The following is a 25,662-nucleotide window of genomic DNA, read 5'->3' on the forward strand; positions in this document are numbered from 1 at the left end:
AGTCCCCCCCCTCGCACCAATTATCTTTACTTCCTTCCCTGTTTTATCATCCCTGATTCCCGTTCATTATCATCAGCATAACGCCAGAAATAAGCGCCAGGCACGATGGTAGCAAAACGTAATGCCGTAATTGTTTGTGATACAGCATCACCGGCGTCAATACTAATCCCATCAGAATCACAATCCGCCACTGATCCGGCGATAAATCAGCATACATCAGCCCTGCAATCAGCAATCCTGGCAGCAACACTCCCCAGCCACTGCCCAGCATACGTTGCAACATGGTTTGATCTCTTTTATTGATAATGATAACCAATATCATATGATAATTTTTATCATTTGCAAGCCAGAGAAATCCCTTGCTATCGGGTAAACCTATCGCTAGGATTAGCAATCATTATCATTTAGATTACTATCACGATTATGGCCTATCGTTCCGCACCGCTCTATGAAGATGTTATCTGGCGAACGCATCTCAAGCCGCAAGATCCCACACTTGCACAAGCGGTTCGCGCGACGATCGCCGAACATCGTGAACATTTGCTGGAGTTTATCCGTCTGGATGAACCCGCCCCGCTTAGTGCCATGACGCTGGCGCAATGGTCCTCTCCCAATGCGCTAAGTTCTCTACTGGCGGTCTACTCCGATCATATTTACCGCAATCAACCAATGATGATCCGCGAGAACAAACCGCTAATCTCACTGTGGGCGCAATGGTATATCGGCCTGATGGTGCCGCCATTAATGCTGGCGCTGCTGACGCAGGAAAAAGCATTAGATGTGTCGCCGGAACATTTCCACGTTGAGTTTCACGAAACCGGACGCGCCGCCTGTTTCTGGGTCGATGTGTGTGAAGATAAAAACGCAACATCACATTCGCCACAGCAGCGAATGGAAACGTTAATCAGCCAGGCGCTGGTTCCGGTTGTGCAGGCATTAGAAGCGACAGGTGAAATTAACGGCAAACTTATCTGGAGTAATACCGGTTATTTGATTAACTGGTATCTGACCGAGATGAAGCAGTTGCTTGGCGAGGCGTTAGTTGAATCGCTCCGCCATGCCCTGTTCTTTGAGAAAACGCTCTCCAGCGGCGAAGATAATCCATTGTGGCGCACAGTCGTGCTGCGCGACGGCCTGCTGGTGCGCCGCACCTGTTGCCAGCGTTATCGCTTACCGGATGTGCAACAGTGTGGGGATTGCACGCTGAAATAAGCACACTGCCGGGAGGATAAACCCGGCATTAAGTAGATTAATAGGGATGCAACACATTACTTGTTTCTGAAATCCGCATACATAACAGAATATCTGCCGCCTCAAGCAATCCGGCATCAGAACTGACACCCAGTTTCGACATCACATTAAATTTATGCGCGCGGATCGTTTTTATATTCCGTTTAAGCTGTTCAGCAATTTGCGTCATTGAGTAGCCACGCGACATAAACCGTAATATTTCCCTCTCCGTCGGGCTCAGCGTCCGGCTTTGATTAATATACCACTGGTTGTTCAGTCGATCGGTCGCCTGACGCACGCCATTTAATGACAGAAACAGCTCCTGGTGAAAAACATCCAGCGTTGATGCTTTACTTAACACACCATCCAAAGGAGAAGGCGATAATGAGCCAATCAACCGCGCTTCAATATCATCATCCGCAATAACCAAACGCCGGGTACGTGGAAATTTGATTGCCAGCTCAGTCAGACAAGATAATCCCTCCCTGCGCTCAGTTCTCATGGCAGAAAAAGAAAAAATAACCGCCGCAAATGAAACCCGCGACATAGCATCCTGAAAAGCCTCCTGGCTGGTGTACGTATAGAGTTTATAAGGATTACCCGCAAACTTTCTGAATAAACTCTCAATACCGATACTGCTCATGACGCACTTTTCTATGAGTGCGACATTTCTCTTCTTAATTCGGTTGTGTTCCATTCCGCGGCATCTCCATAAACAGAAGGCAAGTTAAGTTCCCTTGCCCCCTGTGCGCTATTAATCCATGCATACATCTCAGCGTTACTGTGAATTGCCAGCCGACGCATCGCACTGTTTTTTTGTGCGCTGATGGTTTTATTGCTTTTCTTAAGCAATGAAGCTATTTGGTTGATGCCCCATCCTTTACCTAACAGCCGCAGTACCTTGCGTTCAGAAAGGGTAAGAATCACGGTGCGATAACCAACTTCCTGAATTTCCGGCATTGCAGGCGAAGTCAGCATGGCGCTGATGCGATCTGCATGGACATTGCCGGAACGAACGGTCTTGACCAGATTCTCAATAGGCTCGATATCGGACAGTAACGTCGCAGTTGGACACATAAGCAGCTCCACCGCCTGAGAGTACCAGGCTCGCGAAACCATGAAAACCCAATGAATTTCCCGGTATTGTGAGATCAATGAATAGTAATGTTCACAAACAGAACGCGGATCTTCTGTTTGTCCGGCTAAATCGGCAATAACTAACCCAGCACGACGTAATTGTAATATGGTCAGCTCCTCCGCAGAGGTGCTACTCGTTATATCGTATTCAGGGAGATGGGTCCTCATGACCTCTTTTAACCCTGCCTGCATAACGGGTATTTTACTGATAACAATTCCATTTTTGCAGCATCCTGGCAACATATATCCTCCATATCCACTGTCTATAAATTATGATGGTTTATTCAGGACATTCACCCTTCAAATGACTCCAACAAATTAATAGATTGAGCGAATAATTTATCCTTAGCATTCACTTCATATCAGTTTACCCCAGCCACACAAAAAATCCTTTGTATGTTTCAGGAGACTAGCATCAAATAATAACCTGGAAAAATACCTCTGACACATTTAAAATATCTAAATTATGTTGTTAGAAATACTTAATCAAAACCCTCAAAACCAATCAGTTTAAGATATCATTTAAAATAACGAATAAAAGTTAAATGAAACGCCTTTAGCCAGAATATCAAGAAAAAAACCAATAAAAACTGAAGGATATTTCTTACCCGGTTCCGAAAAAAATGATTTCATCAGTCATTACTCAAACGCGTAAAAATAAAACGATAAATTCATTTTAATGATAATATTCATGAAATTATTTATTCCACTCAAAACTTGCATCGCTTCCCTTCAGCGAACTCATCACCGCAACCAGGATTAATCAGCGCAATTTTGATCTTAACCAACGTCAAAACAGCCATGCTTCGTGATACAAAAGGGTTCTCATTTTTTGAAAAATACGCAACGCGTCTATGACAAAGGGCGAGTTATGCAAACAGAGCAACAGCGAGCCGTTACACGGCTATGTATCCAGTGCGGGTTATTTCTTTTACAACATGGTGCGGAAAGTGCGTTGGTTGACGAGCTTTCTTCACGACTGGGTCGGGCGTTAGGGATGGACTGCGTCGAAAGTTCTATCTCTTCGAACGCCATAGTGCTGACCACCATTAAAGATGGTCAATGTCTGACATCTACGCGCAAAAACCACGATCGCGGCATTAATATGCATGTGGTTACTGAGGTACAACACATTGTGATTCTGGCGGAACATAAGCTGCTGGATTACAAAGGTGTTGAGAAACGTTTTAGCCAAATACATCCCCTGCGCTATCCGCGTTGGCTGGTCGCTTTGATGGTGGGACTCTCTTGCGCCTGTTTCTGTAAACTGAATAACGGTGGTTGGGATGGTGCGTTGATTACATTCTTCGCCAGTATGATCGCCATGTATATCCGCCAGCTACTGGCACAACGCCACCTCCATCCACAAATAAACTTTTGCATCACTGCCTTCGCCGCCACCACAATTTCTGGCCTTCTTCTACAACTTCCGACATTCAGTCATACGCCTACTGTGGCAATGGCGGCCAGTGTTCTTTTACTGGTGCCGGGTTTTCCGTTGATAAATGCTGTAGCCGATATGTTTAAAGGTCATATAAATACCGGACTGGCACGCTGGGCGATTGCCAGCCTGCTGACACTGGCAACCTGCGTTGGCGTGGTGATGGCACTCACAATTTGGGGGCTACGCGGATGGGTGTAATCGAATTTCTCTTAGCATTAGCGCAGGATATGATTCTCGCGGCAATCCCAGCGGTCGGCTTTGCGATGGTGTTCAACGTGCCAATCCGGGCATTACGCTGGTGTGCGCTGCTTGGCGCGATGGGCCATGGTTCACGAATGATTTTAATGACTACCGGACTCAATATTGAGTGGTCGACGTTTATGGCTTCGCTACTGGTCGGCACCATTGGTATTCAGTGGTCGCGCTGGTATCTGGCGCACCCGAAAGTCTTTACCGTGGCGGCTGTCATTCCGATGTTCCCGGGCATCCCGGCGTATACTGCAATGATTTCAGCAGTAAAAATCAGTCAGTTAGGTTACAGCGAGCCGTTAATGATTACCCTGTTAACTAACTTTCTTACCGCTTCATCAATTGTTGGCGCGTTATCCATCGGTCTTTCCGTTCCTGGATTGTGGTTGTACCGCAAGCGCCCCCGCGTATAAAATTGCCTCGCTTAAAGCACATGGATGAGAGGCTGCCTGGCCTCATCCGTGTGTTACTATAAAAGTAATCTCCCTTCTCGTTAATCGTTCCATATTGAGAAACAGTATGTCCTCCAGAGTTTTGACCCCGGACGTCATTGGTATTGACGCCCTGGTACACGATCACCAAACCGTTCTGGCAAAAGCAGAAGGCGGCATGGTTGCCGTATTTGCCAACAATGCCCCGGCGTTTTATGCCGTTACGCCCGCGCGTCTTGCTGAACTGCTGGCGTTGGAAGAAAAACTGACGCGTCCGGGAAGTGACGTGGCCCTGGACGATCAACTCTATCAGGAACCGCAAGCCGCCCCCGTTGCCGTACCCATGGGTAAATTCGCCATGTACCCAGACTGGCAACCCGATACCGACTTTATCCGTCAGGCGGCATTATGGGGCGTGGCGCTAAAAGAGCCGGTAACCGCCGAAGAACTGGCGTCATTTATTTCTTATTGGCAGGCGGAAGGCAAAGTCTTCCATCATGTGCAGTGGCAACAAAAACTGGCGCGCAGCCTGCAAATAGGTCGTGCCAGCAATGGCGGATTAACGAAACGAGATGTGAACACAGTCAGTGAACCTGACAGCCAAATTCCACCGGGATTCAGAGGGTAACGATGAAAAACGTTGGCGACCTGATGCAACGTCTGCAAAAAATGATGCCAGCCCATATCAAACCCGCCTTCAAAACGGGTGAAGAACTTCTGGCGTGGCAGAAAGAACAAGGGGCACTCCGCGCCGCCGCTCTTGAGCGCGAGAATCGGGCGATGAAAATGCAGCGTACTTTTAACCGCTCCGGCATTCGTCCGCTGCATCAAAACTGCTCCTTTGAGAACTATCGTGTTGAGTGCGAAGGGCAGATGAATGCGTTGAGCAAAGCGCGCCAGTATGTCGAAGAGTTCGACGGCAACATCGCCAGCTTTATCTTTTCTGGCAAGCCGGGAACTGGTAAAAACCATCTGGCGGCGGCAATCTGCAACGAACTGCTGCTACGCGGTAAATCCGTATTGATCATCACCGTGGCCGATATTATGTCGGCGATGAAAGATACCTTCAGAAATAGCGGTACCAGCGAAGAACAACTGCTTAACGATCTGAGCAACGTTGATCTGCTGGTGATCGATGAGATCGGCGTGCAGACCGAATCGAAATACGAAAAAGTGATCATCAACCAGATCGTCGATCGCCGCTCTTCTTCCAAACGCCCGACCGGGATGCTGACCAACAGCAATATGGACGAGATGACCAAGTTACTGGGCGAACGCGTTATGGATCGTATGCGCCTGGGTAACAGTCTGTGGGTTATTTTTAACTGGGAAAGCTATCGTAGCCGGGTAACGGGTAAAGAGTATTAATCCTCCTTTCCGGCGCTATACTGCGACACAATTCCACCTTGAGTAATGATGATGAAAACTACTAAACACCTTTTGTGCTGTGCAATTGCCACCAGCGCATTAATTTCCACCGGGGTGCATGCCGCGTCCTGGAAAGATGCGCTTTCCAGCGCCGCCAGCGAACTTGGCAACCAAAACAGCACCACACAGGAAGGCGGTTGGTCGCTCGCCTCATTAACTAACCTGCTTGGTAGTGGCAACCAGGCGTTAAGCGCAGACAACATGAACAATGCCGCAGGCATTTTGCAATACTGCGCGAAGCAAAAGCTGGCTTCAGTTACCGATGCGGAAAACATCAAAAATCAGGTCCTGGAGAAGCTGGGCCTGAACAGCGAAGAACAGAAAGAAGATACCAACTATCTGGATGGCATTCAGGGTTTGCTAAAAACCAAAGATGGTCAGCAGCTTAACCTGGATAACATCGGTACGACGCCTCTGGCTGAAAAGGTAAAAACCAAAGCCTGCGATCTGGTGTTAAAGCAAGGTCTGAACTTTATTTCCTGATCCGCATAACGCCGCGTTTTAGCTATTAACAAACTAACGCGGCCCTTCCCCGCTCTTTTCCCTGTTTCTGGACGTCTTTTCCTCTGTTACACGGGAAGCTTTCTTGCGCAAAAAAGTCTGTTTATAAACTAATTCCTAACAACATCGCATTTTTTTGACACTAGAATTGCAGCTATATGGCAGCACCATTACATTGTGTTTCTCAAAAAATCTTAAACATCGGCTAACCGGCCTGTTTTAGTGAGGATCGCCCGTTGTCAGAACTATTCTCTTTCGCCCTATTTCTCGCCTCTGTGCTGATCTACGCATGGAAAGCGGGACGTAACACCTGGTGGTTTGCCGCCACGTTAACGGTACTGGGGTTATTTGTCGTTTTAAACATTACCCTGTTTGCCAGTGACTATTTTACTGGCGACGGCATTAACGACGCGGTGCTCTATACCTTAACTAACAGCCTGACCGGTGCTGGCGTCAGCAAGTATATCCTGCCGGGAGTGGGTATCGTGCTGGCGCTGGCGGTAGTTTTCGGCGCGCTGGGCTGGATCCTACGCCGACGCCGTCATCATCCTCACCATTTTGGCTACAGCCTGCTGGCACTCTTACTGGCGCTGGGTTCTGTGGACGCCAGCCCGGCGTTTCGCCAGATAACGGAGCTGGTAAAATCCCAGTCACGCGACGGCGATCCTGACTTTGCTGCTTATTATAAAGAACCGTCGAAAACCATCCCTGCCCCCAAACTTAACCTGGTTTATATCTATGGTGAGAGTCTGGAGCGGACCTATTTTGATAACGACGCTTTTCCGGACCTCACTCCCGAACTGGGCGCACTGAAAAATGAAGGGCTGGATTTCAGCCATACTCAGCAACTACCAGGAACGGATTACACTATCGCGGGCATGGTGGCGTCTCAGTGCGGGATTCCACTGTTTGCCCCGTTTGAAGGTAACGCCTCTGCCTCGGTTTCCAGCTTCTTCCCGCAGAACATCTGTCTTGGCGATATCCTGAAAAACTCAGGTTATCAGAACTATTTTGTGCAAGGGGCTAACCTGCGTTTTGCGGGTAAAGATGTGTTCCTGAAATCACACGGCTTCGACCATTTGTATGGTGCAGAAGAGCTGAAAAGTGTGGTGGCGGATCCGCATTATCGCAACGACTGGGGATTCTACGACGATACCGTGCTGGATGAAGCGTGGAAAAAGTTTGAAGAGCTTTCCCGCTCTGGTCAGCGATTCTCACTGTTTACTCTGACGGTCGATACCCATCACCCGGATGGTTTTATCTCTCGCACCTGCAACCGCAAAAAATATGATTTTGACGGTAAGCCGAATCAGTCATTCAGCGCGGTAAGTTGCAGCCAGGAGAACATCGCGACGTTTATCAATAAAATCAAAGCGTCACCGTGGTTTAAAGATACCGTCATCGTCGTCTCATCTGACCATTTAGCGATGAACAACACGGCGTGGAAATACCTTAATAAACAGGATCGTAACAACCTGTTTTTCGTCATTCGTGGCGACAAGCCACAGCCAGAGACGCTGGCGGTGAAGCGCAACACCATGGACAACGGCGCTACAGTGCTGGATATTCTTGGTGGCGATAACTTTATCGGCCTTGGGCGTAGTAGCCTCTCTGGTCAATCCATGTCGGAAGTGTTCCTCAACATTAAAGAGAAAGTGCTGGCGTGGAAGCCCGATATCATTCGTCTGTGGAAATTCCCCACCGAGATGAAAGAGTTCACCATCGATCAGAATAAAAACATGATCGCCTTCTCGGGTACCCATTTCCGTCTGCCGCTGCTGTTACGCGTGTCGGATAAACGTGTGGAACCACTGCCAGAAAGCGAATATTCTGCACCACTTCGTTTCCAGTTGGCCGATTTCGCTCCGCGCGACAATTTCGTCTGGGTTGATCGCTGCTACAAGATGGCGCAGCTATGGGCGCCAGAGTTGGCTCTCTCCACTGACTGGTGTGTTTCCCAGGGGCAGCTTGGTGGTCAGCAAATTGTTCAACATGTTGATAAAACGACGTGGAAGGGCAAAACCGCATTTAAAGATACCGTCATCGATATGGAACGCTACAAAGGCAATGTCGATACGCTGAAGATTGTCGATAACGATATTCGCTACAAAGCCGACAGTTTCATTTTTAACGTCGCAGGTGCACCGGAAGAAGTGAAACAGTTTAGCGGGATTTCCCGTCCGGAGTCGTGGGGACGCTGGTCCAACGCGCAGCTGGGCGATGAAGTGAAAATCGAGTACAAACATCCTCTGCCGAAGAAATTTGACCTGGTGATCACCGCCAAAGCATACGGTAATAACGCCAGCCGTCCCATTCCGGTACGCGTAGGCAACGAAGAACAAACCATCGTGCTGGACAATGAAGTGACCACCACCACGCTGCATTTCGAGAACCCAACCGATGCCGACACGCTGGTAATTGTTCCGCCAGAACCTGTCTCAACCAACGAAGGGAATATTCTCGGCCATTCGCCGCGTAAGCTCGGCATTGGTATGGTGGAAATCAAAGTGGTGGCGCGTGAAGGGTAATCACTGACTGATTTGTAGGTTAGATAAGACGCGCAAGCGTCGCATCCAACATTGAGTACATAATGCCGGATGCGACGAAAACGCCTTCTCCGACCTACAAAACATTATTGAAAACAGAAAAAACAGCGCCCAACATTTCCCCGGGCGCTGCATGGCAACTCGATTATCAGAAAGTAATTACGCCCTTAATCAACTCACGATTGTTAATCACATCGCGCTCATAGATTTCTGCCAGCGTGGCGAACGGATAGCGATGGGTTAACATCATGTCGGCAGTAATTTTCCCTTCCGCCATCAGCCGCCCGACTTTCGCAAAATCTTCCGGCGTGGCATTTCGGCTACCCATCATCGTCGTTTCTTTTTTATGGAACTCCGGATCGGAGAACTGCAACTCGCCTTTAAACAGACCGACAAAGACCACCGTGCCGCCGTGACGAATCAGATTCACGGTGTTATTCATCGCATGTTGATTACCTGTCGCGTCGATCACTTTCTGCGCCAGCGAACCACCAAACTGCGCTCGCAGCTGCGCGTCAAAATCCTCGGCTGACGGGTCCAGCACGGGTAACTCCAGACGCGTTGCCACATGCTCACGCCGCGCCGGACTGGTATCCGCCACCACCACCTGTGCACCATCGGCTTTAGCGATTGCTGCCGCGCCCAGACCAATTGGTCCCGCCCCGACCACCAGCACCTGCTCACCAGGCGCAATTGCTGCGCGACGAACCGCATGAGCGCTAATAGCGAAAGGTTCAATCAACGCTGCCGCCTGCGGATCAATACCATCGGCAGGCAAAATGTTCGCCTCCGGCACGCTCAAATACTCACAAAAACCGCCATCCTGATGCACGCCAATGACCGAAATTTTCTCACAGCAATTGGTGCGACCACTTTTACACGCAGGGCATTCCTGACACGCAACATAAGGGATAACCGCAACTTGCTGACCATTTTTAAGATCAGCAATATTTTTTCCCATCCCAACAATCTCCCCACATATTTCATGGCCTAAAACGCGTGGATAACTAAAAAATGGTTGATTCCCATCCCAGGCATGAATATCGGTACCACAAATCCCTACAGATTTAATTTTTATTAATGCTTCTTCGTTACCAGGAATAGGCATTTCACGTTGTTTCCAGACTAACTCCTTTGGTTTCTGACAAATTAATATATTTATCTTAGACATGATTCTGCTCTCCATTTTTTCATTTTCTTAGATATTTATAAAAATAAAAAACACCTGCGCAACGTAAAATCCATTTTGTGAAAACACACACATAAAAATGTTTTAAATCGGGTTTTAATGGCGCGACAAGGAGGAAAATATGAGTCGTTCGAAAAATTTACGCCACAATGTGATTAACCAGTTCATTGATGATATGGCACGTGGGTATATCCCTTCCCCACTCCCTTCGCAAAGCGCACTGGCGGAAATGTACAGTGTCAGTCGAACTACGGTGCGTCATATTCTTAGCCATTTACACCAATGCGGTGTCATTATCCTGTCAGGAAATGAATACGTCATCGCGCGTAAACCTGATCATAACGACGGATTTGCCTGTACTACTACTTTGATGAATGAACAAAATAAAGTATTTGAGCAGTTTTTTTTCACGATGATAAATCAGCGTCAGTTACTCCTTGGGGAAACTTTTTCTGAGCTACAACTGGCACGAGCGGCGGGAGTTAGCTCAATGACAGCAAGGAAATATATTTCAAAATTATGGTGTTATAACTTTATTCAAAGTGAAAAACGCGGTCAGTGGAGCATGAAGCAATTCGACCAGTCCTACGCCGAACAGCTTTTTGAACTGCGTGAAATGCTTGAAACGCACTCAATTAAGCATTTTCTCAACCTGCCTGATAATGATCCACGCTGGTTGGAGGCAAAAACCATGCTCGAACGTCACCGAACGCTACGGGACAACATCGGCAGCAGCTTTCGCATGTTCTCACAACTGGACAGAGATTTTCACGCCCTACTTCTTTCAGCGACCGATAATATCTTTTTTGACCACTCGTTTGAAATAATCTCAGTTATCTTTCATTTTCATCTGCAATGGGATGAAAGCGATCTCAAGCAGCGCAATATTATTGCTATAGATGAACATATGACCATTCTATGCGCTTTGATATGTCGCAGCAATCTGGATGCCATTATCACACTACGTAGCCATTTAAATTCAGCCAAACAATCGATGATTCGCTCCATCAATAAGAACAAACGGTTCCCTCATTAAGTACAGATTAAAAACAGCAAACCATTAGCTTGTGCACGGTTTTATCAAAATATAAACACAGCAAAATTCCCGCTTACTTATTCTCACAATCAGTCGACTATAAATATTTTTGTGAGCGGTAGTGAAAGCCTAAAGCTTTCATCTGCCATTAATATCAACCTTGCGCAATATATTATTACGCAAACGATTAAATATAAACACAGGAGTCCGGCGTGAAAAAAGGAAATATTAACCTCGCACCACGCTCTTCGTTTAGTTCGTTATCGGAAGATATACCTGAGCAGCCAGAGAAATTAGTTCAATGCAGCCCCCGAATTAAACGCATCAGAACCATCGCCATGTTTTTGTTATTTGTTGCAGCGGTAATAAACTTTCTTGATCGCAGCTCGCTGTCAGTTGCGAATTTAACTATTCGTCAAGAACTGGGGTTAAACGCCACCGAAATTGGTGCGTTGCTCTCTGTGTTTTCGCTCTCTTACGGGATTGGGCAGTTGCCCAGCGGCGTGCTGCTGGACCGTAAAGGCCCCCGACTGATACTTGGGCTGGGGATGATCGTCTGGTCGCTGTTCCAGTCAATGTCTGGCCTGGTACACAACTTCACACAGTTTGTGCTGGTACGTATTGGTATGGGACTCGGTGAAGCACCGATGAACCCGTGTGGTGTCAAAGTCATTAACGACTGGTTCAACATCAAAGAGCGTGGGCGTCCTATGGGCTTTTTCAACGCAGCCTCCGTCCTTGGCATTGCCTTAAGCCCACCGATTCTGGCAGCGATGATGCTGGCCATCGGCTGGCGTGGAATGTTTATTTCCATTGGCACACTGGGCATTTTTCTCGCCATCGCCTGGTTTATGCTCTATCGCAACCGCGAGCAGATAACACTGACCGCCGTTGAACAAACCTATCTTAACAGCGGTAGCGTCAATACCCGCCGCGATCCACTCAATTTTGCCGAATGGCGCAGCCTGTTTCGTAACCGCACAATGTGGGGAATGATGCTCGGTTTCAGTGGTATGAACTATGCAGGGTGGCTGTACATTGCCTGGTTGCCAGGTTACCTGCAAACAGTCTATCACCTGGATTTAAAAAGCACCGGTTTGATGGCGGCAATACCTTTTATGTTTGGGGGAACAGGGATGCTGCTCAACGGATATGCGACCGACTGGCTGGTCAAAAGAGGGATGGATCCGATTAAGAATCGTAAGATATGTATTGTTACTGGGATGTTCTGTTCAGCCTCCTTTACTCTGGTAGTACCGCAAGCGACAACGCCCATGACAGCGGTTCTACTGATTGGCATGGCGCTGTTCTTCCTGCACTTTGCCGGAACATCCGGCTGGGGGCTGGTCCACGTAGCAGTAGCTTCTCGCATGGCTGCGACGGTGGGTAGTATCCAGAACTTTGCCAGCTTCATCTGCGCCTCTTTCGCGCCAGTTGTTACCGGTTTCATTGTTGATACCACCAACTCGTTTCGCCTGGCATTGATTATCTGCGGTTGTGTCACAGCGGCAGGTGCGCTGGCGTACATCTTCATGGTGCATCAGCCAATTAGCGATCCACATAAAGAGTAATTTTCCCTTGCCCGATAAGTCATCTCTTATCGGGCATTTTTCATGGCGATTAAAACGTTTCCCAGTTATCCCCGCTATCAGCGACGACAATTTTGCGCGACACAACCGGCAACGCTGCGTTTACCACTGGCAAAGCTTCATACTGACGCTGTTGCGTTTGCTGTATACGGAACACCGCTACGGCTTCGGTCAGACGGCTGGCCTGCTCTTCCAGCGCGGCGGCAGCGGCAGCAGACTCTTCCACTAACGCGGCGTTCTGTTGCGTTACCCTATCCATTTCGACAACCGCTAAACCAACCTGATCAATGCCACGGCTTTGCTCATCAGAGGCTGAAGCGATTTCTCCCATAATGTCAGTAACGCGTGTTACGGCGCTGACAATCTCTGTCATGGTTTCCCCGGCACTTTCGACCTGCGTAGATCCGACATCCACTTTACTTACGGAGTCTTCAATCAAGCTTTTAATTTCACGGGCCGCCTGGGCGCTACGCTGCGCCAGGTTACGCACTTCCCCCGCAACTACCGCAAAACCACGCCCTTGCTCGCCCGCGCGCGCCGCTTCAACCGCCGCGTTCAAAGCCAGAATATTGGTCTGGAAGGCAATACCATCGATAACGCTGATAATATCGGCAATCTTCTGCGAACTGGTGGAGATATCGCGCATCGTCTGTACCACGTTATCCACTACCTTGCCACCACGTTGCGCGGTTTCAGAAGCACTTAACGCCAGATGACTGGCCTGACGCGCGTTCTCGGCGTTCTGTTTCACCGTTGCAGTCAGTTGCTCCATGCTGGCCGCCGTCTCTTCCAGTGAAGCCGCTTGCTGCTCAGTACGTGATGAGAGATCGTTATTACCCGTGGCAATTTCGCTGACACCGCTATAAATGGCATTAGCACCGTTACGTACATCTCCGACAGTACGCATCAGTTCACTTTGCATATGGCGCAAACTCTGAGCCAGTTGTCCTACTTCGTTAGAACCATCCACCTCAATGGGTTTTACCAAATCCCCGCCAGCAATATGACAAATGCTTTCGATCAGGCGATTCATTGGTGCTACCAGCGAGGCTTTAATACCAAACCAGACGGACACAATGACGGCTAACACGACGATCAACACACCCACCAGCACCCACATCGCCTGGTTGTAGGAAGCATTATTATCGCTGACGGCAATATCGTAGAGACGATCGTTTTGCTCCATATAAGCCATATACAGCTTCTCGAAACCGTCCTGATATCCCTGAGTTGGCTGATCAAAGAACTCATTGATTTTGCCTGCGCCTAACAGCTGGATCAGCTCCGCCAGCGCATTGTGGTAAATATCGTAATTACGTTTGATTTCCGCCGCTGCGGCTGTGCTCTGACGCGGGTCTCGCGGCAACGCTTCGTAGTCCGCCCAGTTTTTTTCCGCTTGCTTCAGCGAAATACTGGCACTCTGCATCAGCTCGGCGACGGTTGAACCGCTGCCAATATTGTTCTGATCCATCATGTAGCGGATACCCGCGCGGTTGAGAGTGTTACGTGTCTGCAACAACGCGACCCAGCTGCCATTCAGCGTGGATTGCTGCTGACGAATGGTTTGTAAAACGGAGAAATTTTCTTTGTCATTTTTTAAGGCATTAAAGAACAAACCGCCTGATGTCAGTTGTAAAAGGCCAAAAACGGCCAAAACCAGCAATAAGCTGGTCACGATCTTAATACGTTTAAACATGGTTTCTCTTCCCTCCAGACCTGATACTCAGGTTGTCGGCCTGGCGGTAGAAAACTTTATGATCTGGAGCGGTGTTGAGCGTTTTTTTGTCGCTGCGTACTTACATTTTTTATGAGGGTCACACTCTGGAGCAATTTTTATGGTACAAAGTACCAGTTTTTACTGAATCAGTGATACTCCCATGGCTTATAGCATCGATATCATCTCCTGCATTACCGAACGGTTTATGGCGTTAACCGCCACTGAAAAGCGTATCGCACAATTTATTCTTGATGACGTCTCCGCAGCCGTGGAACTGCCAATTGCTGAGCTGGCGCGGTTAACACAAACCAGCCAGGCGTCGGTGACACGTTTTGCCCGTGCTCTGGGGTGTAAAGATGTCCGCGAGCTGAAAGTCAAACTGGCGCAGTCACTGGCTATCGGGCAGCGGTTTATTCTCGATGTACCGGATCTTGACGGTGTTCAGGGGATCTACGAATCAATTATCAGCGTGCTGGAAACGCATCGTCGCTCGTTGGATATGAACGCCATCAGCCAGGCGGTCAGTTGGTTAAGCCAGGCGCGGCAAATTCTTGCATTGGGAACGGGCGGCGGTTCTACCATCTGCTCGCAGGAGATCCAGTACCGTCTGTTCCGCCTGGGATTGCCAGTGGTCAGTCAGAACGACTCACTCATGATGAGAATGATGTGCTCTGCGGTTATGCCGCAGGATGTGGTGATTGTACTGTCGCTGGGCGGTTATACACCGGAAATCATCGAAAGTGCCGTAATCGCCCGTCAGTATGGCGCGCGTGTTATTGCCATTACGCCAGCACAAACACCGCTGGCAGAACAGGTGGATCTGGTATTGCCGTTGCTGGTTCAGGAAAGTGATTACATTTTTAAGCCCACCCCTTCCCGTTACGCCATGCTCGCGATGATCGATGTGCTGGCAACAGAGCTGGCTATGGCAAATAAAGCGCAGGCGAAAGATCGCCTGCGGCGGATAAAACTGGCACTAGACAGCCACCGGGGTGGCGCTAACCGCCAGCCACTTGGCGATTAGCACTATTGGTTATGCCTCTTCAGGTTTGGTGATCACGACACTCTGGTTTTCACGCTCATTGGTGATAATAGCCAGAGCTTCTTCCCGGCTGATCTCGCTTGCTGGCGTTACCAGCGTCACCAGTACGCCAGCGACCAGGCTTCCCAGCACTGACGGAATACACGGGTTACCCCAGTAAGCCAGCCAGTCGGCATTCATCAGCACCACAATTGACATCACCATACCGCTCACTAACGCCGCCAGCGCGCCCTGCCAGTTAAAACGTAGCCAGAAGCGACCGAGAATCGAGCAGATAAACAGCCCGGACATCAGCATCGAAATCATTTTGGTAATGTAGCTGATGATGTCGTTAGAGGTCAGAGCAAAGACCAGCGCCAGGCCAATAACAAAGGTCAGCATCCAGCGTGAGTAAGTGATTGCCTTGTTCTCCGGCGGCATTCTGCCGGTAACCATGGTGTAGACGTCGCGCATCATAATCGCCACCGCTGCGATGGCATCGGAGCTGGCAGAAGACATGGTGGCAGAAAGCCCGGCAATCAGTACCACCAGGCCAAGCAATGGCGGCAGAAAACTGGTGGCGAACAAGAAGGCATAGTTACTGTTTTCCAGACTCGGGTTCATGGTGAACGCCGCCATGCCGATAATGGCAGGCAGAATCGAGAAGAACAGATACAACACGCCAGTAATAACAAACGAACGGCGTACAGAGGGAACATCTTTACCCGAGTAAATACGCTGGCGATAAGACGGTGTGGCCAGCACACCTACGCCAATAACCAGCGCCAGCGAAAGCGCAGGTAACACGCCCATTTTATCAATCGCAAACAGGCTCATCGCTTTTGGGTCCATCGCCTGTTCAATCGCACTCCAGCCGCCTACGTGAACAACGGCAAGAATAGCCATCAAAATAAAACCAAAGAACAAAATTAAGGCCTGAATGGTGTCTGTCCACACTACCGCCGAATAACCACCGATAATAACGTAAATCGCAAAAGCTAAGGCGATAATTAATTTTGCTACAGTAAGATCAATACCTGTTGCCCAGGCAAGATACATACTGCCACCTAAAATATGCGCGCCCAGCCAGCCAATAGAGGCAATAAATATCATCAGACCGACAATATTTTTAATTAAATGACTCCCGCCAGTATAATAAGAGAGTTCTTCACTCATGGTCATAAAACGTAATTTACGTACCGGAGCAAACAGCCACGCCACCAGCAATATACCTACGGCCCCACCGACGCCATAAAGCATTCCGGCCCAGCCATTACTGTAGCCAAAGCCCACTGCGCCCATACTGGAACCTGTGCCAACCATCGTGGCAACGGTTGAACCCAGCGTCAGAAACAGCGGCAGCGAACGCCCGCCCAGCAGAAAATCTTCTCCGCGTTTCTGATTACGAGAAACAAACCAACCAAGCCAAATCATGGCGATGGCATAAATAATAAAGCCGACTAAAAAGATATGACTGTTCATAATTCACATCCTGCCAGTAGAGAGAAAATAATGTAAGAATTCCCGGAGTGCTGAATGTATTCAGCACTCAATTGCGGTCTGTTTTTTTAATTCTTAAATTTATTAGCGGGTCGCGTTATAACAGGTCACATCGACTTCGACTTTACAATCGACAACCAGATCAGCCACACAACAAATACGTGCAGGCGGATTCTCGCCAAAAAATTCTCTGAATACTTTATTAAAGGACTGGAAATAGCGGGCGTCGGTCAGGATCACTTTCACGTGAACCACATCCGCCAGGCTATAACCGGCTTCGGTCATGATGTCGACACAGTTTTGGATCGCCAGTCGTGACTGTTCAACGATACCGCCTTCTACCACTTCACCGTTTTTCATGGGGGTTTGCCCGGAGACGTACAGCCAGCCGCCCGCCTCAACCGCCCTGGCAAACGGCAAATGCTGCCCACCAGTGCCTGTTCCACCTTCCGTACCGTAACGTTTAATGCTCATATTCACTCCTTAATGTGAGGTCTGGCGGCGCAGGAAACGGCCCGCACGGCCTGTAATATGTTTATCGCGACCATAGCTCATAACACCGTTCACCATCACCGCCTCAATGCCCTCTGCCGGGCGTTTGGGATCAGAAAAACTGGCAACATCACGAATGGTTTGCGGATCGAACAACACCAGGTCCGCAAAATAGCCGACTTTTACCAGTCCACGCTGGGGCAGACAAAAACGGCTGGCAGAAAGCCCGGTCATTTTGTGGATAGCCGTGGTCAGCGGGAATAAGCCTTCATCACGACAATAGTGACCCAGCACACGAGGGAAAGCGCCCCATAAACGCGGATGCGGCATGGGATCATTAGGCAGGCCGTCAGAGCCAATCATACTAACCGGATAACTCAACACTCGGCGGACGTCGCGCTCATCCATGTTGTAGTAGATAGCCCCGGCAGGCATTAGCAGCTTCGCGGCCTCCAGCATACTCATCTGCCAGTCGGTGGCGATTTGCGCCAGTGTTTTCCCGGCCTGCTGCGGATGTGTTTGTGACCATGTGATCACAATATCGAATTCGTCGGTGACTTGTTTGAGATCCAGCGTTGAAGAGCTGGCTGAGTAAGGGTAGACATCGCAGCCAATTTCCTGGTGTTGACGCATTTGGTCAAAAAAGGCCAACGTTTCTTTTGTCCGCCCCCAGTTTTTCGCCCCGGCGCATTTATGGTGGGAAACCACAACAGGTACTTTGCCATGACGCCCAATACGAAACGCCTCATCCAGCGCATCCAGAATCGGTTCGAATTCAGAACGCAGATGAGTGGTATAAACCCCCTTCTCACCGGCTAATTCTTCCGCCAGCGCCATTACCTCTTCGGTAGTCGCCTGAAATGCCGTGGCATAAGCCAGTCCGGAACTTAACCCCAGCGCCCCCTGACTCAACGCCAGACGTAAGTCGGCACGCATAGCGGTAATTTCATCCGCCGTCGCCGGGCGAAACAGGTCGTCCATATGATTATTACGCAGCGCCGTATGACCAATCAGCGTGCCTACGTTCAGTGACGGTCTGGCTGCTTCCACTGCCTGGGCATAGCTTTCAACGGTGGGATAAATAAAGTGCTCCGCTTCCCCCAACAGATTCATCGGGTCAGGGACTTCGCCTTTCATTTTCGCCGACGCTGCACTGATCCCGCAGTTGCCGACAATCACGGTGGTGATCCCCTGGCTGATTTTTGGCAGATATTCCGGGATGCGAATAACGTTGATATCGTCATGGGTATGAACGTCGATAAACCCTGGTGCCAGCACCCGTCCTTCACCGTCAATGACCTGCTGCGCCGTAACGTTAAGCGCAGGGGCTATATCGACAATCCGATCACCTGTTATTGCCACGTCACCGCGAAATTCAGGGCCGCCGCTGCCGTCGATAACCGTCACATTTTTGAATAACCAGTCAACCTGCATGTTCGTCACTCCATTTCTGCAATGGTGATAAGTTAACCATTTACAAGGATGAAAAACAGTGGAAAACTACGCAAAACCCAGATGATTTTCTGATACTTTTATTCATAAATCATAAGATAAATAAACTAAATGTTTATATTTCATTTAGTTAAAAATGATACTCACATCCGATACAGTGAAATCTTTAAAAGGTGAATGTTATGAAATACCACTCGGAGCCGCTGGTTCCCCATAAATCTGCCCTGATGCAAATGCCCGCAAATATCCTTGCCGAAGATGTTTGTTTACCTGCCGCGATCATTAAAAAGCAGGCTCTGGAGAACAACATTATGTGGATGCAACGCTATGCTGACGCGCGCGGCGTTTCGCTGGCACCGCACGGTAAAACCACCATGACGCCGTGGATTTTTCAGGCGCAGCAGGCGGCTGGTGCCTGGGCAATTGGTGTCGGTAGCGCGTGGCAGGCTGGTGCGGCAATGGCGAGCGGTATTCAGCGTGTGCTGATGGTTAACCAGTTGGTCGGCAAGGCGAATATGCAGTTGATTGCCCAGTTGCAACGGCATTACCCGAAAGTCGATTTTATCTGCTGTATCGACAGCATTGAGAACGCCCGCGCTTTGTCTGTCTTTTTTGCCAGCCAGCAACAGACGCTGAACGTGATGATTGAGCTGGGGGTTCCCGGCGGGCGCTGTGGTTGCCGCTCAACGGATGCCGCACTGGCACTGGCTAAACAAGCGGCCCAATTACCAGGATTACGTCTGCGAGGGCTTGAGTTATATGAAGGTGTTTTACACGGTGACGATCCACAGCCGCAGGTAGAAGCGCTGCTGCGGGATGCCGCACAACTGGCTTGTGATATGGCGAGTCTGGTTGATGGCGAGTTTATTCTCACCGGAGCAGGCACGGTCTGGTATGACGTGGTGTGCAATATCTGGCTGGCGGCAGAAAAACCGACTAACTGCCGAATCGTCATTCGCCCAGGCTGCTACATCACCCATGACGCAGGGATCTACGACATCGCGCAACAGCAATTGATCGCCCGTGATCCCGTGGCTTGCGATCTGGCAGGCGATCTCACATCTGCACTGGAACTGGTCGCCATGGTGCAATCGGTGCCGGAGGCCGATCGTGCAGTGGTTAATTTTGGTAAGCGTGATTGCGCCTTCGACGCCGGACTGCCGCAACCAGTCGCCCACTATCGCAACGGCAAGCCACTGGCATTTGATCCTGAGGCTATTCGCAGTGTCGGCATTATGGATCAGCACTGCATGTTGCAATTGTCAGCTAATAGCGACGTGCAGGTGGGGGATATTTTGGTGTTTGGCACTTCCCATCCGTGCCTGACCTTCGACAAATGGAAAACGTTGTTATTGACTGATGACGACTACAACGTACTGGCAGAGCTGGATACGTTGTTTTGATAGCGCAGATGGCGGGATCCTTCCCGCCATTAATTGTATGTATATCCTTTAGTATCTATCAGCTACTTAAGGATCGAATATCGTCATAGAGTGATTGGCTGATCTCTACACCCTGTTGCTCACTGCGCAATCGTGCCAGGTAGCGACGTTCTCCTGGCAGGCGCGCGCCCTGTGCCTGCATCTGACTAAACAGTGTTTCCGCCCTTGCCAGATGCCTCCCGGCATCCTCACCAAGAAAACGCTGCGGATCGAGTGCCAGGATCAACTCTCCACCATATGGCAAACCACCTGCACCGTTATCCCACGCAAGAGACTCAGCACTGGTCATATCGCCAATCAGTGGCCCCGCAATCAGCTCCACCATCGCTGCCAGTGCCGAACCTTTATGACCGCCGAAGGTTAACATTGCTCCGTCCAGCACAGCTTGTGGATCGGTGGTGGCATTGCCATTGCTGTCGATCCCCCAACCTTCAGGAAGTGATTTCCCGGCTCGCTGATGTAACTGAATCTCCCCGCGTGCCGCCGCACTGGTCGCCATATCAAAAATAAATGGCGGCTGCTTGTCGCGCGGCCAACCAAACGCGATTGGGTTAGTACCAAAAAGAGGTTTGCGCCCCCCTTTCGGCGCAACCCAGGCATGGCTTGGCGTGGTCGCCAGCGCCACCAGTCCGGCTTCAGTCAGCGGTTCAACATCCGCAAATAAGGCGGAGTAGTGAACACAATGATTAATCGCCAGTGCTGCAATCCCGCACTGACGCGTTTTCTCGATCAGTAACGGCAGTGCCTGCTGATAAGCCAACAGCGAATAGCCACCTTTGGCATCGGCCTTAACGATTGCCGGAGCCTGAGATTCCACTGTCGGCAGAGCATCGGCAGAGACTTTCCCTTTTCGCAGCGTGTCAACAATCCCCAGCAGTCGCCATAAACCGTGCGAGGCACAACCGTCGCGCTCCCCGGCGGTAACGTTTTTCGCAATCACCACCGCATGTTGCTCACTAAATCCGTTACTGATGAGCGCATGATAGGCTAGTGCGTAAGCCTCTGATAACGAGAGGATTACTCTATCCATTTTCTACTCCTTTATTCTTCTTCATCCCCGTTAAAGTTCGCCCGAGGAAGGCAGGTGTATGCGCCCCAGTAATAAATTCCCAACGACATCAGCGCGACGACGATAGTATCCCACGGGTGACCTATAATGCCGCTACCGCCAAAACTACCCAACCAGGAAAACAGCATAATCAGGGCATAGAAGGCAATAAGCCACAATGAAGATTTAATCTGCTGCGCCAGGCTGACATGCTGAACAGGCACTTTCGACTTACAAACCACGTAAACCACAAACATTACGATTTGTAGCCCCAGCAGCCAGGAAAGCGTTCCCCAACCAGACCAAAAAACAATCAGCGCGGAAATCATAAAAGAGAGTGGGCCGAGCACCGCAAAACCACGAACGCGGAACGGGCGCGGCATATCTGGTGCATTACGACGCAGCCCGGCAGCTGTAACTGGCGCGATGGCGTAGCTCAGTACCAGAGCCGCAGAAACCACGCTAATCAATTGCTCCCACGACGGGAACGGCAGCGTCCAGAAGATAGATAAACCAAACGTCAGCCACAGTGCCGGACGTGGAATACCTGACTCCTTATCGATATGAGTAAAGGTTTTAAAGAATGTCCCCGCCTTCGCCCAGCCATAGATCACGCGCGGTGTCGCATTCATGTAAATATTGCCAGTGCCGCTGGGAGACACAATAGCATCACATACCACCATAAATGCCAGCCAGCCCATCCCAAGGGTAATGGCGATATCACGATACGGCAGCGAATAGTTCTTACTGATCTCCGCCCAACCCCCACTTAGCGATTCAGTAGGAATACTACCCAAAAAGGCTATCTGCAGCAGAACGTAGATGATGGTCGAGAGAATTACCGAGAGGATCAGCGCAAATGGGATGGTACGTTGCGGATTTTGCGCCTCGCTGGCAACGGAGATAATCGGTGTCAGCCCAAGGTAAGCGAAGATAATCCCACCCGCGCTAATTGCCGCTTCCACTCCTGACATACCAAATGGAGCCATACCCTGTATATGCAGATTCTCCGGTTTGAAGAAGGCAAATAACGTTATTACCACCAGCAACGGCACCAGAAACTTCAGCACACTAATAAAATTGTTCGAGCGGGCGAACGTTTTGACACTGTAGTAGTTCAGGGCAAAAAAGAAGCACAACAGTAAGAACTGCACCACCCAGCCTAACAGCGTCGGGTCACTGCTCCCCGTCTGCGTCAGCGCCGGAAACCAGGCGGCAGCATATTGCCGTGCGGCTACAATCTCAATGGAGATCAGGCTGGAGAAGGCAATCAGGGTAATAAAGCCCAGCAGATAGCCCATCAATTCGCCGTGCGAAAATACCGGGTAACGAATAATACCGCCCGCGCGGGGAAGCGCCGCCCCCAGTTCGCAGTAAATAATCCCCAGTAGCAACACCGCAAAACCGCCAATAACCCAGGAAGCAATCCCGGCTGGGCCAGCGATCGAAGCGACATGGCTGGCAGCAAACAGCCAGCCAGAACCAAAAATCGCCCCCAGACCAATAAAGGTCAAGTCGGTGAGCGTTAACTGCTTTTTAAACTTCCCCGACTCAACAACGACGGTTTGCGTGCTTTGGGTAGAAGGAATTGTCATAGTGATGCCCTTCAATGAGTCAACAAGGAGGAAATGGCTTCCCGGGTCCACTGGCCGTTAACCAGGCGCAGCAGGTTTAATGGATTACTGTCCTGCAACGCAGGCGGTAATAGCGCAGCGGGTGCATTTTGCAGGCATACCGGGCGCAGAAAACGAGTAATGGACAGCGTGCCTACGGACGTGCCGCGCGCGTCGGTGGTTGCCGGGAACGGACCACCGTGTACTATGGCATCGCAAACCTCGACGCCGGTGGGATAGCCATTGAACAATACGCGTCCGGCTTTATCAGCCAACAACGGCAATAAACGACCAGCCAGTTGCCGGTCATCCTCATCCGCCTGAAGTGTGGCAGTAAGTTGCCCTTGCAGAGCGTTAATCACCTGCAACAACTCCGCTTCATCAGCGGCTTCAACCACAATCGCGAGCGGCCCGAACACTTCCTCCTGCAACAGAGGATCTTTTTCAAGTACGCTTGCCACCTGAGCCTGATAGAGACGAGCTTCTGCACGTCCGGTCTGATGATTATCGTCCCCCGCCAAACACTGAATTGTCGGATGTCCTGCCAGTTTCTCTACGCTGTGGCGATAGTGTTCAAGCGTGGAGGCGTTCAGCATGAGTTGCGGTGAGGCGGCATTCACTTTCTCAACCAGTTGCTGCAAAAAGTCCGCGTTTTTCTCCCCCTTCAGCAACACAATCAGGCCTGGTTTAGTGCAGAACTGTCCACATCCCAGCGTGAACGATGCGACTAAATCGCGGGCCAGCGTATCGGCACGTACTGATAGCGCTTGCGGCAGAATGAAAAAGGGATTGAGAGCCGACATTTCGGCAAAAACCGGTATCGGCTGTGGACGCTGTTGGGCCAAACGAAAGAGTGCCATGCCACCACGTAATGAGCCGGTAAAACCCACCGCCTGAATTGCGGGATGTTTCACCAGTTCAGCACCGATATCAGTACCGAAAATCATATTGAATACGCCTGCGGGCATGGCGCATTTAGTCACGGCACGAGCGATCGCTGATGCGATAATTTCTGCCGTTGCCATATGCCCAGGATGCGCTTTCACAACTACCGGGCATCCTGCAGCCAGTGCCGCTGCTGTATCACCACCGGCGGTAGAAAAAGCGAGTGGAAAGTTGCTGGCACCAAATACCGCCACCGGCCCGAGAGCCGTTTTATACTGGCGCAAATCCGGTCGAGGCAAAGGCTGACGCTCCGGCAACGCAGTATCAATTCTTACCTCAAACAGATCGCCCCGACGTAATAACCCGGCAAACATGCGCATCTGCCCGCTGGTTCTTGCCCGCTCTCCCTGTAAACGCGCCAGGGGTAACGCCGTCTCCTGATGTGCCGTAGCGAACAGTTCGTCGCCTGCCGCATCAAGTTCATCGGCGATGGTTTCTAAAAAATCGGCACGTTGCCCGACGCTGGTCTGTGAATAGCGCACAAAAGCCTGCTGCGCCGCAATAGCCGCCTGCGCGGCCTCCTCCGCGGAGGCCGGGTAAAAACGTTGCCCGGTAGGTTCGCCATCCTGCGCTCGCAGGCTGACCAGCGACGGTTCACCGCTGGCAACACGTTGCCCGGCGATGAACTGTTGCCCGGTGAAAGGGAAAGTTTCAGTCATAGTCTCTCCCCACCTCAAAGGCCCACGTCCGGCAGCGCAGGGCGAGTCGCCAGCGCTTTCTCAACTATCGCCACAACCTGGGCACGCGTTTCACCTTCCAGCGCCAGACGCGGCGGGCGAGTAACCTCACTGCCACGCCCCAACAGGGCTTCGCACAGCTTGATACACTGCACCAGGTCAGGGCGCGCATCGAGATGCAGCAGCGGCATAAACCAGCGATACAGCGCCATAGCCTCGTCAAAACGCTGTTGTTTTGCTAAACGGAACAACGTCTCACCTTCGCGTGGGAAGGCGTTTGACATCCCGGAAATCCAGCCTTCAGCGCCCACCGCAATGCTCTCAACCACGACATCATCCAGCCCTGCAAACAGCACAAAGCGATCTCCTACCGCATTGCGAAGATCGATAAAACGACGAGTATCACCAGAGGAATCTTTAAAGCAGACAATATTTTCGCAATCAGCAAGTGTTTCCAGGATATCAGGGGTGACATCGTTTTTATAAATCGGTGGGTTGTTATAGACCATGATCGGCAGGTCGGTCGCCATTGCCACACTGCGGAAGTGCGCTGCAGTTTCATGAGGTTTAGACGAGTAAACCAAAGCAGGCATCACCATAACGCCATCAACACCGACCTTCTCGGCCTCTTTTGCCATCGTCCGGGCAAAGGCGGTGGTGAACTCAGCAACCCCGGCAATCACCGGAATTTTTCCGCCAGCAGCATCTTTCGCGACTTCGATGATTTGCAGTTTTTCCTGAGTGGTAAGTGACGTGTTTTCTCCTACGCTACCGCACACTACCAGGCCAGAAACCCCGTCTTTAACCAGGTTTTTCATCACCGCATGGGTGGCATCCAAATCAAGTGAGTAATCACTACGGAACTGAGTGCTAACCGCCGGAAAAACGCCACTCCAGTTAATCGCTTTATTGCTCATCTTTGGTTTCCTTATTGTCAACCTGTTGCGTTAATGTGAATTAAAAGTGAATCCTCAT

Annotated in this window: 23 protein-coding genes; 11 read left to right on the forward strand and 12 right to left on the reverse strand. The window is 50.3% G+C overall.

The window, feature by feature from the left end:
- Positions 1 to 46 precede the first annotated feature (46 nt).
- On the reverse strand, positions 47 to 283 hold the full coding sequence (locus tag FEK42_RS07440; RefSeq protein WP_130259585.1) for a DUF1435 domain-containing protein: 237 nt from the start codon (positions 281 to 283) through the stop codon (positions 47 to 49).
- 140 nt (positions 284 to 423) lie between these two features.
- Here FEK42_RS07440 and fhuF point away from each other — a divergent pair, with 140 nt between their 5' ends.
- Entirely contained in the window at positions 424 to 1,212 is a 789-nt protein-coding gene (fhuF, locus tag FEK42_RS07445) for a siderophore-iron reductase FhuF (protein ID WP_135490751.1), read from the forward strand.
- A gap of 37 nt (positions 1,213 to 1,249) precedes the next feature.
- Here fhuF and bglJ read toward each other — a convergent pair whose 3' ends face one another.
- Both bglJ and FEK42_RS07455 read right to left on the reverse strand, forming a co-directional pair.
- A complete protein-coding gene (gene bglJ, locus FEK42_RS07450) occupies positions 1,250 to 1,927 on the reverse strand; it encodes a DNA-binding transcriptional activator BglJ (protein WP_130204762.1) in 678 nt (225 codons plus the stop codon).
- Entirely contained in the window at positions 1,885 to 2,610 is a 726-nt protein-coding gene (locus FEK42_RS07455) for a response regulator transcription factor (protein WP_130204760.1), read from the reverse strand. The genes bglJ and FEK42_RS07455 overlap by 43 nt, the downstream gene beginning before the upstream one ends.
- Before the next feature lie 628 nt (positions 2,611 to 3,238).
- Between FEK42_RS07455 and FEK42_RS07460 the strand changes: the two genes are divergently transcribed.
- From FEK42_RS07460 to opgB, 6 genes are all read left to right on the forward strand, one after another.
- Positions 3,239 to 4,009 carry a threonine/serine exporter ThrE family protein gene (locus FEK42_RS07460; RefSeq protein WP_130204758.1) on the forward strand — a complete coding sequence of 257 codons (771 nt, stop codon included), beginning with the start codon at positions 3,239 to 3,241 and terminating at the stop codon, positions 4,007 to 4,009.
- Positions 4,000 to 4,473, forward strand: coding sequence for a threonine/serine exporter (locus tag FEK42_RS07465; RefSeq protein WP_130204757.1), 474 nt, complete (start codon positions 4,000 to 4,002; stop codon positions 4,471 to 4,473). The genes FEK42_RS07460 and FEK42_RS07465 overlap by 10 nt, the downstream gene beginning before the upstream one ends.
- A 106-nt stretch (positions 4,474 to 4,579) precedes the next feature.
- Entirely contained in the window at positions 4,580 to 5,119 is a 540-nt protein-coding gene (gene dnaT / locus FEK42_RS07470; protein WP_130204756.1) for a primosomal protein DnaT, read from the forward strand.
- A 2-nt stretch (positions 5,120 to 5,121) separates the two neighbouring features.
- Positions 5,122 to 5,859: a DNA replication protein DnaC gene (gene dnaC / locus FEK42_RS07475; protein WP_130204755.1), complete on the forward strand. Its 738-nt coding sequence runs from the start codon at positions 5,122 to 5,124 to the stop codon at positions 5,857 to 5,859.
- A 48-nt stretch (positions 5,860 to 5,907) separates the two neighbouring features.
- Positions 5,908 to 6,402 (forward strand): DUF2501 domain-containing protein YjjA, encoded by a 495-nt coding sequence (gene yjjA, locus FEK42_RS07480; RefSeq protein WP_135491939.1) that lies wholly within the window; start codon positions 5,908 to 5,910, stop codon positions 6,400 to 6,402.
- Positions 6,403 to 6,656: 254 nt separating this feature from the next.
- Positions 6,657 to 8,948 carry a phosphatidylglycerol--membrane-oligosaccharide glycerophosphotransferase gene (opgB, locus tag FEK42_RS07485; protein ID WP_135491883.1) on the forward strand — a complete coding sequence of 764 codons (2,292 nt, stop codon included), beginning with the start codon at positions 6,657 to 6,659 and terminating at the stop codon, positions 8,946 to 8,948.
- A gap of 166 nt (positions 8,949 to 9,114) precedes the next feature.
- Here opgB and lgoD read toward each other — a convergent pair whose 3' ends face one another.
- Positions 9,115 to 10,137, reverse strand: a complete 1,023-nt coding sequence (lgoD, locus tag FEK42_RS07490; protein ID WP_135491882.1) for an L-galactonate oxidoreductase — start codon at positions 10,135 to 10,137, stop codon at positions 9,115 to 9,117.
- Between the two features lie 139 nt (positions 10,138 to 10,276).
- Here lgoD and FEK42_RS07495 point away from each other — a divergent pair, with 139 nt between their 5' ends.
- Together FEK42_RS07495 and FEK42_RS07500 are read left to right on the forward strand one after the other, a co-directional pair.
- Positions 10,277 to 11,191 carry a GntR family transcriptional regulator gene (locus tag FEK42_RS07495; protein WP_138211778.1) on the forward strand — a complete coding sequence of 305 codons (915 nt, stop codon included), beginning with the start codon at positions 10,277 to 10,279 and terminating at the stop codon, positions 11,189 to 11,191.
- A gap of 212 nt (positions 11,192 to 11,403) precedes the next feature.
- Positions 11,404 to 12,762 (forward strand): MFS transporter, encoded by a 1,359-nt coding sequence (locus FEK42_RS07500; protein WP_135408840.1) that lies wholly within the window; start codon positions 11,404 to 11,406, stop codon positions 12,760 to 12,762.
- A gap of 49 nt (positions 12,763 to 12,811) precedes the next feature.
- Here the strand turns inward: FEK42_RS07500 and tsr are convergent, their stop codons facing one another.
- A complete protein-coding gene (gene tsr, locus FEK42_RS07505; RefSeq protein ID WP_135491881.1) occupies positions 12,812 to 14,476 on the reverse strand; it encodes a methyl-accepting chemotaxis protein in 1,665 nt (554 codons plus the stop codon).
- A gap of 181 nt (positions 14,477 to 14,657) precedes the next feature.
- On the opposite strand from tsr, the gene FEK42_RS07510 reads away from it, so the two are divergent.
- A complete protein-coding gene (locus tag FEK42_RS07510) occupies positions 14,658 to 15,521 on the forward strand; it encodes a MurR/RpiR family transcriptional regulator (RefSeq protein ID WP_135491880.1) in 864 nt (287 codons plus the stop codon).
- Positions 15,522 to 15,530: 9 nt separating this feature from the next.
- Here FEK42_RS07510 and FEK42_RS07515 read toward each other — a convergent pair whose 3' ends face one another.
- The 3 genes from FEK42_RS07515 to FEK42_RS07525 all read right to left on the reverse strand — a co-directional run bounded on the left by FEK42_RS07515 (position 15,531) and on the right by FEK42_RS07525 (position 18,944).
- A complete protein-coding gene (locus FEK42_RS07515; protein ID WP_135491879.1) occupies positions 15,531 to 17,000 on the reverse strand; it encodes a sodium:solute symporter family protein in 1,470 nt (489 codons plus the stop codon).
- Positions 17,001 to 17,102: 102 nt separating this feature from the next.
- Positions 17,103 to 17,492, reverse strand: a complete 390-nt coding sequence (locus FEK42_RS07520; protein WP_000023754.1) for a RidA family protein — start codon at positions 17,490 to 17,492, stop codon at positions 17,103 to 17,105.
- 9 nt (positions 17,493 to 17,501) lie between these two features.
- Positions 17,502 to 18,944 (reverse strand): D-aminoacylase, encoded by a 1,443-nt coding sequence (locus FEK42_RS07525; protein ID WP_135491878.1) that lies wholly within the window; start codon positions 18,942 to 18,944, stop codon positions 17,502 to 17,504.
- A gap of 200 nt (positions 18,945 to 19,144) precedes the next feature.
- Between FEK42_RS07525 and FEK42_RS07530 the strand changes: the two genes are divergently transcribed.
- Positions 19,145 to 20,365, forward strand: a complete 1,221-nt coding sequence (locus FEK42_RS07530; RefSeq protein WP_135491877.1) for an amino acid deaminase — start codon at positions 19,145 to 19,147, stop codon at positions 20,363 to 20,365.
- 58 nt (positions 20,366 to 20,423) lie between these two features.
- On the opposite strand, the gene FEK42_RS07535 is transcribed toward FEK42_RS07530, so the two are convergent.
- From FEK42_RS07535 to FEK42_RS07550, 4 genes are read right to left on the reverse strand one after another with little or no spacing between them, the layout of a single operon-like run.
- Positions 20,424 to 21,434, reverse strand: a complete 1,011-nt coding sequence (locus tag FEK42_RS07535; RefSeq protein ID WP_130259573.1) for an Ldh family oxidoreductase — start codon at positions 21,432 to 21,434, stop codon at positions 20,424 to 20,426.
- Positions 21,435 to 21,445: 11 nt separating this feature from the next.
- On the reverse strand, positions 21,446 to 23,047 hold the full coding sequence (locus FEK42_RS07540) for an APC family permease (RefSeq protein ID WP_130204740.1): 1,602 nt from the start codon (positions 23,045 to 23,047) through the stop codon (positions 21,446 to 21,448).
- Between the two features lie 11 nt (positions 23,048 to 23,058).
- Positions 23,059 to 24,669, reverse strand: coding sequence for an aldehyde dehydrogenase (NADP(+)) (locus tag FEK42_RS07545; protein WP_138211779.1), 1,611 nt, complete (start codon positions 24,667 to 24,669; stop codon positions 23,059 to 23,061).
- 14 nt (positions 24,670 to 24,683) lie between these two features.
- Entirely contained in the window at positions 24,684 to 25,604 is a 921-nt protein-coding gene (locus FEK42_RS07550) for a dihydrodipicolinate synthase family protein (RefSeq protein WP_130204736.1), read from the reverse strand.
- Between the last annotated feature and the right edge of the window lie 58 nt (positions 25,605 to 25,662).

The sequence above is a fragment of the Escherichia sp. E2748 genome, from assembly GCF_005781125.1.
Taxonomy (GTDB): Bacteria; Pseudomonadota; Gammaproteobacteria; order Enterobacterales; family Enterobacteriaceae; genus Escherichia.